The organism is Streptomyces dryopteridis (assembly GCF_049606955.1).
Classification (GTDB): domain Bacteria; phylum Actinomycetota; class Actinomycetes; order Streptomycetales; family Streptomycetaceae; genus Streptomyces.
In genome coordinates this window covers 3972207-3985775 of sequence record NZ_CP187113.1, presented here as the reverse complement: position 1 = coordinate 3985775, position 13569 = coordinate 3972207, and the positions used below count along the sequence as shown (strand labels likewise).

12 protein-coding genes are annotated in these 13569 nt (G+C 73.9%); 2 read left to right on the top strand and 10 right to left on the bottom strand.

Annotated features, from left to right (window positions below; all coding sequences use genetic code 11):
- Window positions 1-666 precede the first annotated feature (666 nt).
- Window positions 667-1446, bottom strand: a complete 780-nt coding sequence (locus ACN20G_RS17095; protein WP_424213653.1) for an HAD-IIA family hydrolase — start codon at window positions 1444-1446, stop codon at window positions 667-669.
- A 407-nt stretch (window positions 1447-1853) separates the two neighbouring features.
- Here ACN20G_RS17095 and ACN20G_RS17090 point away from each other — a divergent pair, with 407 nt between their 5' ends.
- Complete coding sequence (locus ACN20G_RS17090; RefSeq protein ID WP_424213652.1) at window positions 1854-2411, top strand: hypothetical protein; 558 nt, start codon at window positions 1854-1856, stop codon at window positions 2409-2411.
- A gap of 135 nt (window positions 2412-2546) precedes the next feature.
- Here the strand turns inward: ACN20G_RS17090 and ACN20G_RS17085 are convergent, their stop codons facing one another.
- The 9 genes from ACN20G_RS17085 to ACN20G_RS17045 form a co-directional block, all read right to left on the bottom strand.
- A complete protein-coding gene (locus ACN20G_RS17085; protein WP_424213651.1) occupies window positions 2547-4097 on the bottom strand; it encodes an alkaline phosphatase family protein in 1551 nt (516 codons plus the stop codon).
- A gap of 544 nt (window positions 4098-4641) precedes the next feature.
- Complete coding sequence (locus ACN20G_RS17080) at window positions 4642-5721, bottom strand: 2-aminoethylphosphonate ABC transporter substrate-binding protein (protein ID WP_424213650.1); 1080 nt, start codon at window positions 5719-5721, stop codon at window positions 4642-4644.
- 232 nt (window positions 5722-5953) lie between these two features.
- Entirely contained in the window at window positions 5954-6751 is a 798-nt protein-coding gene (locus ACN20G_RS17075; protein ID WP_424213649.1) for an ABC transporter permease, read from the bottom strand.
- Entirely contained in the window at window positions 6735-7745 is a 1011-nt protein-coding gene (locus ACN20G_RS17070; RefSeq protein ID WP_424215550.1) for a 2-aminoethylphosphonate ABC transporter permease subunit, read from the bottom strand. Before ACN20G_RS17070 ends, ACN20G_RS17075 begins: the two co-directional genes overlap by 17 nt.
- A 64-nt stretch (window positions 7746-7809) precedes the next feature.
- Complete coding sequence (locus tag ACN20G_RS17065) at window positions 7810-8958, bottom strand: ABC transporter ATP-binding protein (RefSeq protein WP_424213648.1); 1149 nt, start codon at window positions 8956-8958, stop codon at window positions 7810-7812.
- Window positions 8955-9653 carry a phosphonatase-like hydrolase gene (locus tag ACN20G_RS17060; RefSeq protein WP_424215549.1) on the bottom strand — a complete coding sequence of 233 codons (699 nt, stop codon included), beginning with the start codon at window positions 9651-9653 and terminating at the stop codon, window positions 8955-8957. The genes ACN20G_RS17065 and ACN20G_RS17060 overlap by 4 nt, the downstream gene beginning before the upstream one ends.
- Window positions 9654-9661: 8 nt before the next feature.
- Window positions 9662-10783, bottom strand: a complete 1122-nt coding sequence (locus ACN20G_RS17055; RefSeq protein WP_424213647.1) for a TIGR03364 family FAD-dependent oxidoreductase — start codon at window positions 10781-10783, stop codon at window positions 9662-9664.
- A gap of 189 nt (window positions 10784-10972) precedes the next feature.
- Window positions 10973-11734 carry a GntR family transcriptional regulator gene (locus ACN20G_RS17050; RefSeq protein WP_424213646.1) on the bottom strand — a complete coding sequence of 254 codons (762 nt, stop codon included), beginning with the start codon at window positions 11732-11734 and terminating at the stop codon, window positions 10973-10975.
- A 167-nt stretch (window positions 11735-11901) separates the two neighbouring features.
- Window positions 11902-12369: a MarR family winged helix-turn-helix transcriptional regulator gene (locus ACN20G_RS17045; RefSeq protein WP_424213645.1), complete on the bottom strand. Its 468-nt coding sequence runs from the start codon at window positions 12367-12369 to the stop codon at window positions 11902-11904.
- A 184-nt stretch (window positions 12370-12553) separates the two neighbouring features.
- Here ACN20G_RS17045 and ACN20G_RS17040 point away from each other — a divergent pair, with 184 nt between their 5' ends.
- The gene (locus ACN20G_RS17040; protein ID WP_424213644.1) at window positions 12554-13561 is read left to right on the top strand and encodes an aldo/keto reductase; all 1008 of its coding nucleotides are present in this window, start codon (window positions 12554-12556) and stop codon (window positions 13559-13561) included.
- Window positions 13562-13569 lie beyond the last annotated feature (8 nt).

The window sequence follows — 13569 nt, the reverse complement described above, 5'->3', positions numbered from 1 at the left end:
GCGGGTGCGGGCCCATCGTGGCACCCCGAACACCGGCCGCCTGACACCTGCGGGCCCGACTGCGGTCGGCCCGGCGTGTCCCCACGTCGGGCAGCCGTCTGGCACCTGGCGGGCCCGGTTGGGGACTGGCCGGCGTGTCGCCACGTCGAGTGGCCGTCTGGCGCATGGGCGTCCCGGGCGCGGCCGGGCCTGGTGCGCCAGCACATGCCCCAGCCGTCTGGCGCGTGGGCGTCCCAAGCATGGCCGGGCCTGGTGCGCTCCCGCGTGCCCCAGCCGTCTGACGCATGGGCGTCCCTGGCGCGGCCGGGCCTGGTGCGTTTCCACGGGGCGGGTCGCAGGCAGGGGACGGGCTTGGGCACAGGTGGCCCCCCGCCCGGCACGTTTCTTTCCGGATTGGGGGCGGTGCCGGCAGAGCGGTTGGCTTGCGCCGGTGGGGACGGGGTCAAGGGTGGCGCGCAGCGCCATCGCGCAGCGACGCGACCGAAGGGAGCGCCCTTGAAGCCGGCCCCACCGGTGAAAGACGATCGAACTGACGGGAACGACCCGACCCACCCCAGCCACCCACCACACCACCAACCCACCCGCACCCGCGCTGCCTGCCGGACCGGCTGATTCTGCGCGCGGCGCCCGCCCCACGCGGGGGCGGGCGCCGGGAAGGGGTGTGGGTCAGACGAGGTCGACCAGGTCCGCGATCGAGTTGACCGTCTTCGTCGGGCGGTACGGGAACTTCTCGGTGTCCTCGACGCTCGTGAGGCCGGTCAGGACGAGGAAGGTCTGCATGCCCGCCTCCAGGCCGGCCAGCACGTCGGTGTCCATCCGGTCGCCGATCATCGCGCTGCTCTCGGAGTGGGCGCCGATCGCGTTGAGGCCCGTGCGCATCATCAGCGGGTTGGGCTTGCCGGCGAAGTACGGCTTCTTGCCCGTCGCCTTCGTGATGAGCGCCGCCACGGCTCCGGTCGCGGGCAGGGGGCCCTCGGTGGAGGGGCCGGTCTCGTCGGGGTTGGTGCAGATGAAGCGCGCACCGGCGTTGATGAGGCGGACCGCCTTCGTCATCGCCTCGAACGAGTAGGTGCGGGTCTCGCCGAGCACCACGTAGTCGGGCTCGTGGTCGGTGAGCACGTAGCCGATGTCGTGCAGGGCGGTCGTCAGGCCGGCCTCGCCGATGACGTACGCGGTGCCGCCGGGGCGCTGGTCGTCGAGGAACTTGGCGGTGGCGAGGGCGGAGGTCCAGATGTTCTCGACCGGCACGTCCAGCCCCATGCGCTGCAGGCGGGCCTGGAGGTCGCGCGGGGTGTAGATGGAGTTGTTGGTGAGCACCAGGAACGGCTTGCCGGAGTCGCGCAGCCGCTTGATGAAGACATCGGCCCCGGGGATCGGGGTGCCCTCGTGGATGAGGACCCCGTCCATGTCCGTGAGCCAGGATTCGATCGGCTTGCGCTCTGCCACTGGACTGTTCTCCGCTCTGCGGTGGCGTGTGCGCCCGTGCGGGGTGGTGGTCGTGGGTCTCGCCGGGCCGGCCCCGCCGGGGCATGTGGTCTCTACCACCAACCCTATCCGGCGCGGGGCCGGCGCGCCGGGGCCGTCCGGCCCCCGATACGTCCGGGGTGGCACTCGACGTGCGTCGCGGGCCGTTCCCCCAGCCGCCCCGGAGGCATCTCGGGGGGCGCGGGCCGCCGCCCTGGGTGCCCGGCGTCCCCCGGGTGTCGGCTCCCGTCCCTCGCGGTGGTCCGGTCGTGCCGCGCATCTCCGGGTCGACCCTGAGACGGGTCAGGGTGGGGGCTCGGGGTTCGGGTGGGGTTCGGGGAGGGGGTTCCCGGATGGGCTCGGGGCGCCCCGGGGACCAAGATCGAGACATGATCACGACAAGAACTCCGTTCCTCCTCGGCCCGCTCCTCCTCACCGCCTACGGGCTGCTCCGGTACGTCGACGGGCTCGACGGGGTACGGGGCCCCGGCCCCGCGTGGACGGTCGGGCATCTCGCGTTCCTCGCGGGGGTGGGGTTCCTGCTGTGGGGGCTGGTGCTGCTGGGACGGGCGACCGGGCCCGATCGGCTCGGGGCCGTGGGCCGGGGATTGGCGTGGGTGGGTGCCGCCGCGTTCGGCGTGCAGTTCGGGACGGACGTCCTGTTCGGGCTCCTCTCGGCCGATCACGCCGAACTGTCCGCCCGTTCCGCGGATTTCATGGCGATCCCCGGGGTGAAGCCCGCGTTCTACCTCGTCGGGCCGCTGCTGTTCTTCGTCGGTCAGGTGCTCGTGTTCGCTCGGGCCGCGGCTCGCGGGCTGGTCGGGTGGTGGGTACCGGCGCTCGTGCTGCTCAGCGCCGTGCTGCCGATGGTGGCCAAGGACCTGATCCCGGTGGGCGGGGTGCTGTTGCTCCTCGCGCACCTGCCGTTGATGCGGCGGGTCGGCTGAGCCGGCGCGAACGGGCCTCGGGCCGGTTCGGACGTGCCGAGGCCCCCGCGGCCCCCGGGGTTCGGGGGTGCGGGGGCCTCGGTGTTCACGTCGTGCGCTCGCGGGCCGTTCGGGCCGGGCGGCGCGGGGCGTGGGTCAGCTCAGGCGGACGTCGTCCACGGTCCAGTACCAGTTGTTGTTGCCCTGGTAGCGGAAGGAGAACTTCGCCTGGGTCGCGCCGGCGGGGACGGTGACCGGGACGGACTGCCCGCCGGCGACGACGTCGGCCGTGAAGGACTTGAGCACGGTCGGGGTGCCGCCGTTGTACGAGACGAGGATCTGGGCGACCTGGCCCGACTCGTGACGGTAGTGGGTGTTGAGGTTCAGGGTGCGGGTGGTGCCGCCCTGGACGGTGTAGGCGGGGGTGGTGAGGGTGGAGTCGAAGGTGCCGGTGTGGGTCTTGTCGTCCCACTCGTCGGAGTCGGCGACGGCGAACACGTCACGGGAGCGGACGTTCAGCTCGCGCCACTGGTCGCGCTGGGACTGGCTCCAGAACTCGTCGGTCGCGAAGCTCCAGCCGGCCCATTCGGTGACGCCGCCGGTGCCCATCTTGGAGTTGTCGACGCTCCAGCCGGCCGGCGGGGTCTTCGTGAAGCCCTTGACGGCGGCCGGGATGCCGGTCTCGTCCACGCGGGTCTGGAGCTGGGGCCGCAGGGTGTCGAAGGCGTCGTCGTCGGGGGTGTCGAGGGGGACGCCGTCGAGGGGGTTGCCGCCGGGGGCCACACCGACGTGGGCGAGGGCGCTGGCGGCCACGTCCACGAGCTTGACGTCGTCACGGACCGAGCCGGCGGGGATGCCGGCGCCCTGGGCGATGACGAAGGTGCCGCGTTCGGCGGCGCTGGAGCCGCCGTGACCGCCGGCGTCGGTGTGGCCGTGGTCGGTGGTGACGAGGATCCGCCAGTCCTCCTGCGCGTAGGTCGGGCGGTCCTTGACGGCGGTCAGGACCTGGCCGACGAGCGTGTCGACGCGCGCGACGGTGTCCAGGTACTTCTGGCTCGCGGCGCCGGAGGAGTGGCCGGCGGCGTCGATCTCGCCGAGGTAGACGAAGCTCGCGTCGGGGTTGCCGGTGCGCAGCTCGGTCGCGGCGGCCGCGGCGATCTTCGGGTCCTCGTTGCCGTAGCCGTCGCGGTCGCCCTTGAGGGAGAGGCGCTTGTCGACCTTGGCGGAGAAGATCGGGCCGTTCTGGTCGGTGGAGGTGATGGGCTCCCAGTCGGCCGCCGCGTACGTGTTGAGGGCGGGGCGGACGTTCTCGATCCGGGTCAGGAAGTCGGGGTACGCCGTGTAGTTCTTGCCGGTGAAGCCGTTGTCCTTGACGCCGTGCTTGTCGGGCCAGACGCCGGTGGCGATCGTGGACCAGCCGGGGCCGGAGGAGGTCGCGGCCATGGGGTTGGCGTAGAGGCTGGAACGGGCGGTCAGGCCCTGCGCCATCAGGTTCTTGAGGTTGGGGGCGTTCGCGGCCTTGATCCGGTCGAGGACGGCGCCGTCGAGTCCGAGGACGAGCACCTTCGGGGTCTTGGCGGCCTCGGCGGTCGCCGTCGTGGCGGGGGCGGCCGAGGTCGGCAGGGCCAGGACCGTGACGGTGCCGGCGGTCAGGGCGAGGGCGACGGCGGCGCGGGTGACGGCGCGGCCGGGCAGGGCGATGGGCACGTACTCCTCCGGGAGCAAGTGTCGTAGGGGTTGCGCGAGGACACCGGGCGGGGCGGACGGGCCCACGCCGGGGTGTGGCGGGTTGAGCGGGTGGAACGGGTGGAACGGGTGGAGCCGGCTGAACGGGATGAGCGGGTGAGCGGGCTGAGCCGGTGGAGCGAGTGGGACGGGTGGAACGGCTTGGTGGGCCGAGCGGGTGCCGCGGCCGGGCGGGCCTGGCGCCCGAGTGGCCGGCCGGTGGGGCGCGGGAGGGCGGCACGGAGCCGGGTTCCGGGCCGGGTTCCGGGCCGGGTTCCGGGCCGGGTTCCGGGCCGGGCGGGACGGGCCCGGCGCGGGGTGGAACGAACCTGGCACGGGGTGGAACGGGCCCGGCACGGGGTGGAACGGATCCGGGACGGGTCCGGCACAGGCCGGTACGGGGTGGAACGGGCCCGGGACGGTTCAGGGAGAGGGGCGGCGCGGGCACGGGATCGGCCGTGCGCGGGGGCGGCGTGGCCAACTCTCGCCGGGGGGCGTGACGGGCGGGTGACCGGACGGGGGCGGTTCAGTTTCCGGTCGCGGACTTCCACGCGTCCACGTACGCGGTCAGGTTGGTGTCGATGTCCTTCCAGTCCGGGGTGAACACCTCCACCCCGTTCATGAGCTTGGCGAGGGCGACCGCGTTGGCGTCGGTGGGCTTGACGTCGGAGCGGGCGGGGAAGCCGCCGCCGATCTCGCTGACCTGCTTCTGGGCCTGCTCGGCGAGCATGAAGTCGAGGAGCTTGCGGCCGTTGTCGCCGTGCGGGGCGTTCTTGACGAGGCCGGCGGCGTACGGGAGGGCGAAGGTGGTGGGCTTGCCGCCGTCCTTGGCCGGGAACCAGATGCCGAGGTTGGGCATGGACTTGGCCTGCGCGAAGTTCATCTGCACGTCCCCGTTGGCGACGAGGAGTTCGCCCTTGTCGGTCTTGGGGGCGAGCTTGCTGGTGGAGGAGGAGGGGCCGACGTTGTTGGTCTGGAGCTTCTTCAGGTACTCCAGGGCCGGCTCCTTGCCGCCGAAGTCGTGCATGGCCTTGATGAGGACGGCGGTGCCGTCGCCGGCGACGCCCGGGGTGGAGTACTGGACGCGCCCCTTGTACTTGGCGTCCAGGAGGGCCTCCCAGGTGCCGGGCGGGGTGGGGAGCTCCTTCTTGTTGTGGACGAACCCGAAGTAGTTGTTCACGACGGAGGTCCACTTGCCGTCGGCGTCCTTGTCACCGGCGCCGACCTTGTCGGAGCCCTTCGGCCGGTACGCCTCCAGCAGGCCCTTGCCGTCGGCCTGTTGGATGAACGGGGGGAGGGTGACGAGCACGTCGGCCTGGGTGTTGGTCTTCTCGCGGACGGCCCGCTGGACCATCTCGCCGGAGCCGCCCTCGACGTACTCGACCTTGATGCCGGTGGCGGCGGTGAACTCGGCGAAGACCTTGTCGTACCAGCCGTCGCCCTTCTCGCCCTTGAGGCCGTCGGCGCTGTAGACGGTGACGACCTTCTCGCCGGACTTGCCGTCGGCGCTGCCGCCGGCGGTCGCGGCGCCGCCGCAGGCGGTGAGGGTGCCGGCCAGGGCGAGGCCGGTGACGAGCGTGAGAGCGGCACGGGGGATGCGGGACATGACGCTTCCTTACGGGAGGAGCACGTGGGCAGGAGGAGGTGGGGCCGTGGGGGGCTGGAACGGGGCGGATCAGGGTGGAACGGGGTGGGACGGGGGTGGAACGGCGGTGGGTCAGGGTGGAACGGGGCCGGGACGGGGTGGAACGGAGGTGGAACGGGTCCCGGCCGTCGTCGGTCCGCCTCGTCGGTCTGCGTCAGCGGCCCGCACCGTCGGTCCGCGTCGTCGGGCCGCGTCAGCGGTGGGCGGCGCGGTTGCGGATGCGGGAGACGGCGAGCAGGGCGAGCACGGTCGTGGCCATGAGGATCACGGCGAGGGCCGAGCCGGAGAACAGCGAGCCGCGGTCCGTGGCGGTGAACACGAGCACCGGCAGCGGCAGCCAGTCGGGCGGGTAGAGCATCATCGTGGCGCTCAGTTCGCCCATGGACAGGGCGAAGCAGAGGCCGGCCGCCGCGCCCAGCGAGGGCAGCAGCAGGGGCAGGCGCACGCGCCACAGCACGCGGGCCGGGCTCGCGCCGAGCGAGGCCGCGGCCTGGGCGTAGGCGGGGTCGAGGCGGCGCAGGGCGGCGCCGACGGACTGGTGGGCGAAGGCCGTGACCAGCACCGTGTGGGCGAGGATCACGATGGGCGCGGTCCCGTTGAGGAGCAGCGGGGGCCGGCTGAACGCGACGAGCACGGCGAGTCCGACGACCACCGAGGGCACGGCCACGGGCAGCACGAACACGGCGTCCAGGATCCTGCGGGCCGGGCGTGGCAGGCGTTCGGCGGCGAGGGCGGCCCAGGTGCCGAGCGCGAGGGCGGCCAGGCTGGCGAGGAGGGCGGTGGCGAGGCTGGTGCCGAGGGCGGCCAGGGCCTCGCCGCGGGTCGCCGTGGCGTAGTGCTCCAGGGTCGGGGCGGAGGGCAGGGCGCCGGACCAGTTGCCGGCGAAGGAGGCCGCGAGCACCACCAGCAGCGGGAGTGCGAACAGGGGCAGGAACAGCGCCCCGAAGAGGGTCCAGACGGCCCAGCGGCCCGCCCTAGTGGTCACCAGCACGCTTGCTCACCGTTCGGTAGATGCCGTACAGGCCGACGGACAGGGCGATGTTGACGACGGCGACGACGCAGGCGGCCGGGTAGTCGGCTTCGAGGATGGCCTTGCCGTAGATCAGCATCGGGAGGGTCGTGACGTCCTTCGCGCCGGTGAAGAGCACGATCCCGAACTCGTTGAGGCACATGACGAGGACGAGCGCGCCGCCGGCGGCGAGGGCGGGCAGGGCCTCGGGGAGGATCACGCGGCGCACGATGCGGGCCGGGCGGGCCCCGAGGCCGGCGGCGACCTCCAGTTGCGCCGGGTCGAGTTGGGAGAAGGAGGCGAGGAGGGGGCGCATCACGAAGGGGGTGAAGTAGGTGATCTCGGCGAGGAGCACGCCCCAGGGGGTCGCGAGGAACGCGAAGGGTCCGGTGGCGTCGCCGGTGAGGTCCGTCCACAGGCCGTTGGCCATGCCGACGCGGCCGTAGACGAAGAGGAGGGCGAGGGTGACGAGGAAGGAGGGGAAGGAGAGGAACACGTCGACGAAGCGGGCGACGACGCGGGCGCCGGGGAAGGGCACGAACGCGATGATCAGCGCGAGGACGAAGCCGAGGAGCAGACAGCCGAGGGTGGCGCCGGCGGCGAGGAGCACCGTGGTGAGCAGCGCCTGGTGGAACGAGGTCGCGGCGAGCACGTCGGCGTAGCCGGCGAAGGGTCCGGCGCCCGAGTCGGGGCGGAAGGACTGGTCGACGACCAGGGCGAGGGGGTAGAGGAAGATCAGGGCGAGGACGGCGACGGGGGGCGCGGCCCAGAGCCAGCCGGCGATGGCGCGGGGCGCGCCCGCGCGGGGGCGGGCGGCCGTCGGGGCGGGGTCCGGGGTGCCTGGACCGTGAGCGGGAGCGGGAGCGGGAGCGGGAGCGGGTGTACCGGTCGCGCGGGCCACCGGGGCCGGGTCGGAGTACGGGGGCGTGCTCGCGCCCGTGCCGGTGGACGCGCCTGCGTGCCGTCCCGTGCCCATGCCCGTGCTCGCGCCGGCGCTCGTGCTCGTGCCCGGGGGCGTGGTCGTTCCCGTTGTGGTCGGGCTAGGCCGCATCGGGGACTCCCGCCGGGAGGAGGACGGCGTCGCCGGGGGCGAAGGTGAGGGTGATCTCGGTGCCGAGCGGCGGGGTTTCGCGGAGTTCGGGGAGGTCGGCCTTGACGAGGTGGCCGGCCACGTCGACGTGGAGGCGGTGGGTGGCTCCGCGCCACTGGACTTCCGTGATGCGGCCGGCGAGCCGGTTGGCCTTCCCGTGCGTGCTCCCGTGCGCGCTCCCGTGCGTGCCCCCGCTCGTGCCCCCGCTCGTGTCCCCGTCCGCGCCCGCCTGCTCGTCCTCGCTCGTGTCGCCGACGGGGGCGAGGAGGTGGGGGCGGACGCAGAGGGTGGCGCGGGCGCCGGGGGTGGCGGTGCCGGGGTCGAGGGTGAGGGCGCGGCCGGCGAATTCGGCGCCGTCCTCGGTGACGGTGACGGGCAGCAGGTTGGCGTTGCCGACGAAGGAGGCGGTGAACTCGGTGGCCGGGTTGCGGTAGAGGCGTTGCGGGGTGCCGACGTCGCGCAGTCGGGCGCGGTCCATGACGGCGATGCGGTCGGCGAGGGTGAGGGCCTCGACCTGGTCGTGGGTGACGTACAGGATGGTGATCTCGGGCAGTTCGCGGTGCAGTCGGGCGAGTTCGGCGAGCATCCCGGAGCGCAGGGGGGCGTCGAGCGCGGAGAGGGGTTCGTCGAGGAGCAGCACGTCGGGGCGGATGGCCAGGGCGCGGGCGATGGCGACGCGTTGTTGTTGGCCGCCGGAGAGTTCGCGGGGGTGGCGGCGGGCGTAGGAGCCCATGCCGACCATGTCGAGGGCTTCGGCGACCCGGCCGGGGATCTCGGTCTTGGGGGTTTTGCGGGCGCGCAGGCCGAAGGCGACGTTCTCTTCGACGCGCAGGTGGGGGAAGAGGGCGTACTGCTGGACGACCATGCCGATGCCGCGTTTGTGGGCGGGCAGGTCGGTGACGTCGCGGTCGCCGATGTGGATGCGGCCGGCGGTGGGGCGGACGAAGCCGGCGACGGCGCGCAGGGCGGTGGTCTTGCCGGATCCGGAGGGCCCGAGGAGGGCCATGACCTCGCCGGGTTCGACGGTGAGGTCGAGGTCGGCGAGGGCGGTGGTGCCCTGGTAGGCGACGGAGACGGAGTCGAAGCGGACGCCGGTCACGTGAGGAGTCCGGGGAGGTCGGCGACGGAGTCGAGGACGTGGTCGGGGCCGGCGGCGGTGAGGGTGGCGCGGTCGTGGGCGCCGGTGAGGACGCCGGCGACGAGGCCGGCGCCGGCGCGGCGGCCGGTGAGCACGTCGTGGGCGGTGTCGCCGGCGACGGCCACGGCGCGCACGTCGTCGACGGCGCGGGTGCGGACGAGGGCGGTGAGGACCATGTCGGGGTGGGGGCGGCCGCGGCCGCCGGCGTCGGCGGGGCAGAGCGTGAGGTGGGGCAGGTCGCGCCAGCCGAGGGCGTCGAGGATGGCGTCTTGGGTGACGCGGGCGAAGCCGGTGGTGAGGACGACGGTGCGGCCGTCGGCGCGGAGCTTCTCCAGGGTGTCGCGGGCGCCGGGCAGGGGGTGGATCAGGCCGTCGGAGACGAGGGCGGCGTAGGCGTCCTCGAAGGCGGTGTTGGCGCGGTGGGCGAGTTCGTCGCTGCCGAACAGGTGCCGGAAGACGGCGATCTTGGAGGCGCCCATGGTGGTGCGGACGTAGTCGAGGTGGCGGGCGTGTTCCTCGGTGCCGGCGGCGACGCCGAGGGCGCGGGCGGCGGTGTCGAAGGCGCGCTCGACGAGGCCGTCGTCGGCGACGGTGGTGCCGGCCATGTCGAGGACGACGAGGTCGTGGCGCAGGGGCGCGGTGGTGTTGTCGCTCATGGTGGTGGTCACCAACCCAGTTCGTTCGCGGTGGTCTCGGCTATGGCGGGCGAGCAGGTCATGCCGCGTCCGCCGGGTCCGGTGACGAGCCAGGTGTGGTCGCGGACCTGCTGTCGGTGGACGACGCGGGTGGGGTCGACGCATTGCGCGTACACCCCGGCCCAGCGGCGGCGGACGGGGGGCAGGGAGCGGCCGAGGAGGGACTCGACGACGCCGGTGAGGTGCTCGTAGGGGTCTTCGAGGGTGTCGAAGGCGAAGGGGTGCTCGTATTCGTGGGTGTCGCCGATGGTGAGGCCGCCGTCGAGGCGCTGCACCATGAGGAGTTGCATCTTGTGGGCGGCGGCGGTGGGGGTCTGGGCCTGTTCGGCGGTGAGCTCGTCGAGGGCCGGGGAGCGGTAGGCGGGGTAGTAGCGGAAGCTGTCGGCGTCGGCCACGGAGGTGGGGAGGGGTTCGCCCAGCGGCGCGGTCTGCATCATCTGGAGGCGGACGCGGCGGACGGGCAGGTCGGGGGCGAGTTCGCGGACGAGGCCGCCGAGCCAGGCGCCGGTGGCGAGGACGACCTGGTCGGCGTGGTGGAGGTCGCCGTGGTCGTCGCGGACGGTGTTGTCGCCGATGACCTCGCGGACCTCGCGGCCGGGCCGGAAGGTGTAGCGGCCGGTGGCGTGGAGGGCTTCGCGGAGGGCGAGTTGGGCGGTGCGGGGTTCGACGGCGGCGTCGCGTTCGCACCACAAGGCGTGGCTGAACTCGCCGCGCAGGGCCGGGTTGAGGGCGCGGGCCTCGTCGGCGTCGAGCAGTTTGTGGCCGCGGGCGGCGGCCTCGGGCGCGGCGACGGCGGCGCGGGCGACGGCGAGTTCGCGGTCGGTGCGGACGGGGGTGAGGGAGCCGTTGGGGCGGAAGCCGAGGCCGGGGACCTCGGCGCCGATGCCCTCCCACAGCTCCCGGGCCCGCAGGGCGGTGTCGAGTTCGGGCCCGGGGGCCCGGCCGCTGACCCAGATCTGCCCGAAGTTGCGCAGGGACGCGCCCCGGGCCTCGGCCTCGCGTTCGATCTGGACGACCTCGTGGCCGCGTTGGACTGCTTGCCAGGCGTGCATGGTGCCGACCACGCCGCCTCCGACGATTGTCACTCGCATGACGCAAACGGTCGTCGGGACCGATGTCCCGGGAGGATCGGCCCGGCGACGGGCCGGTGAACGACACGGGACGCTTGGACCAGACCCGTTACCATTTCGTGATCGAACGGGGGTGGTTTGGCAGGGGTTTGCGGTGGTTCGCCGGGTGTGGCGGCACCCGGGCGGTGGAGTGGGACGGTGCGGGATCCGTCAGGTCGTGGGACGCAGGTGGGTGGTGAAGCTGAACCGGTCGCCGCGGTAGAGGGAGCGGACCCGTTCCAGCGGCCGGCCCTCGCGGTCGCGCGAGACGCGGTGGATGAGGAGCATCGGCAGGGCCGGCGGGGTGCCGATGAGGAGGGCCTCGCGGGGGGTGGCCAGCACGGTCTCCAGCTTCTCGTCGGCGTCGCCGAACTCGATGCCGAGGTGCTCGCGCAGCCAGCCGTAGAAGGAGGAGTCGGGCGGGAACTCGCGGTCGAGGCGGGGTGCGCGGGCCACGCGCACGTAGGTGCTCTCCAGGCCGACGCGTTCCTCGTCGGCGAGGAGCACGCGCTCCAGGTGCCAGACCGGCTCGCCGGCCTCGGCCCCGATCTCGGGCCCGAGGTCGGGCGGGCAGGGGAACTGCTCCAGCCCGATCAGGGAGCGTCCCGGGCGGCGGCCCTGACGGCGGACGCCCTCGGTGTAGCTGGCCAGGGAGAGGGGCTGTTCGAGCTTGGGTCCGGCGACGACGGTGCCGCGCCCGGAGCGGCGCAACCGGCCCTCCAGGAGCAGTTCGCGCAGGGCCTGACGGACGGTCTCGCGGGAGACCCCGTGGCGTTCGGCGAGGTCGCGTTCGGTGGGCAGGACGCCGCCTTCGCCGAGTTCGGCGACGAGGCCGCCGATGCGGGCCTTGACGGCGTAGTACTTCGGGATGCGTCCGTGCTCGGGGATGCCCGAACGGACGGGCTCCCCGGGTCGGTGTCGGGTCGGTTCCACGCCGGCACCCTACGCGGCCCGGGCGAACGCGGGACGACGCGCCGGGGCGGGCACGACGCCCGGGGCCGGCGCCCCGCACCCGGACGGCGCCCTTCCGCCGGGATTCGTCGGTCAGGGCCCGTCGGTCAGGGCCCGACCGTGAGGGCCCGACCGTGAGGGCCCCTCGGTCAGGGCTCCTCGGTCAGGGCGACGACGGCCCGTTCCAGGTACTCCTCCAGCGCGGCCCGCTCCTCGGGGGTGAAGGCGTCCCCGAGTCGCCGCTCGACGGCGAGCGCGGCCTCGTCGGCCCGGCGCACCAGGGCCCGCCCGGAGTCGGTGGCCCGGACCACCAGCACCCGCTGGTGCAACGGGGAAGGGGCGCGCACGACGTGCCCGGCCTTCTCCAGGTTGCCCAGGACGGTGGACATGGTCTGCGGGGTCACCATGCACTCGCGGGCCAGCTGGGCGGCCGACATGCCGTCGGAGGCGGCGAGCAGGAGCAGCGCCGCGTACTGGGGGACGGTCAGGGAGTGCGCGCGCAGGGCTCGCGTCTTGCGGGCGATCAGGGCCTGCTCGGCGCGCTTGATCACGAGCCCGAGCCGGTCCGGGGCGAGCGCGGCGGCCGTGACGGGCGGGGTGGGCGGTTCCTGGTCCATGGCGGGGCTCTCGTGTGGGCGGCGGGCCGGTGGGTCGGCGGGGTGTCGTCGCACATGGTCTCAGCCTTCCGAGGATCACGACAACAGAACCCTTGCGAATGACAGAACACTGATGCAAGAGTGTGCCCTGCCTCGCCTGCCCGACCGTTTTGACCTTCCGACCGTTCCGACCGAAAGAGCCCCCGTGAGCACCACCACGCCCACCACGCCCGCCACCCCCACCGCCCCGGCGCCCACCCGGGAGCTGGGTCGCACCGGCATCGTCGTCCCCGCCGTCGCCCTCGGCTGCATGGGCATGTCCTGGGGCTACGACCAGGAGGGACGCGACGACGAGCGCTCCATCGCCGTTGTCCACCGCGCCCTGGACCTGGGCCGCACCCTCCTCGACACCGCCGACCAGTACGGCCCCTTCACCAACGAGGCCCTCCTCGGCCGCGCCCTCGCCGGCCCGCACCGCGCCCGCGCCGTCCTCGCCACCAAGGGCGGTCTCGTCGTCGACGATCCCGCCACCCACCGCAGCCGGCGGAACGGCCGTCCCGAGCACCTCCGCGCCGCCCTGGAGGCGAGCCTGACCCGCCTGCGCACCGACCACGTCGACCTGTACCAGTTGCACCGCGTGGACCCGGCCGTACCCCTGGAGGAGACCTGGGGCGCCATGGCCGAGCTCGTCGCCGAGGGCAAGGCCCGCCGACTGGGCCTGTCCGAGGTGTCCGTCGACGAGATCGAACGCGCCGCCGCGATCCACCCCGTCACCTCCGTGCAGAGCGAACTGTCGCTGTGGAGCCGCGAGCCCCTCGCCGACGGGGTCCTCGACCACTGCGCCCGCGCCGGCATCACTTTCCTCGCCTACGCCCCGCTGGGCCGCGGCTTCCTCTCCGGCGCCATCCGCTCCGCCGCCGACCTGCCGGCCGTCGACGGCCGGCACGCCACGCCCCGGTTCAGCGCCGAGGCCATCGCCGCGAACCAGCCGATCGCGGACCGGGTCCGCGAGGTCGCGGCGCGGCACGGGGTGAGCGGGGCCCGCGTCGCCCTCGCCTGGGTCCTCGCGCGGGCCGGGAACGTCGTCGCGCTGCCCGGCAGCAAGACCCTGGCCCACCTGGAGGACAACGTCCGCGCCGTCGAACTCGTCCTCACCGAGGAGGACACGGCCGCCCTGTCCGCGCTGCCGGCCGCCCGCGGGACCCGCTACTGATGCTCGCC

What these genes read in the sequence shown, in the direction of transcription:
- ACN20G_RS17060 (WP_424215549.1), bottom strand. Translation starts at nt 9,653, where the DNA reads ATGAGCGACAACACCACCGCGCCCCTGCGCCACGACCTCGTCGTCCTC.
- ACN20G_RS17055 (WP_424213647.1), bottom strand. Translation starts at nt 10,783, where the DNA reads ATGCGAGTGACAATCGTCGGAGGCGGCGTGGTCGGCACCATGCACGCC.
- ACN20G_RS17090 (WP_424213652.1), top strand. Translation starts at nt 1,854, where the DNA reads ATGATCACGACAAGAACTCCGTTCCTCCTCGGCCCGCTCCTCCTCACC.
- ACN20G_RS17080 (WP_424213650.1), bottom strand. Translation starts at nt 5,721, where the DNA reads ATGTCCCGCATCCCCCGTGCCGCTCTCACGCTCGTCACCGGCCTCGCC.
- ACN20G_RS17070 (WP_424215550.1), bottom strand. Translation starts at nt 7,745, where the DNA reads ATGGGCACGGGACGGCACGCAGGCGCGTCCACCGGCACGGGCGCGAGC.
- ACN20G_RS17045 (WP_424213645.1), bottom strand. Translation starts at nt 12,369, where the DNA reads ATGGACCAGGAACCGCCCACCCCGCCCGTCACGGCCGCCGCGCTCGCC.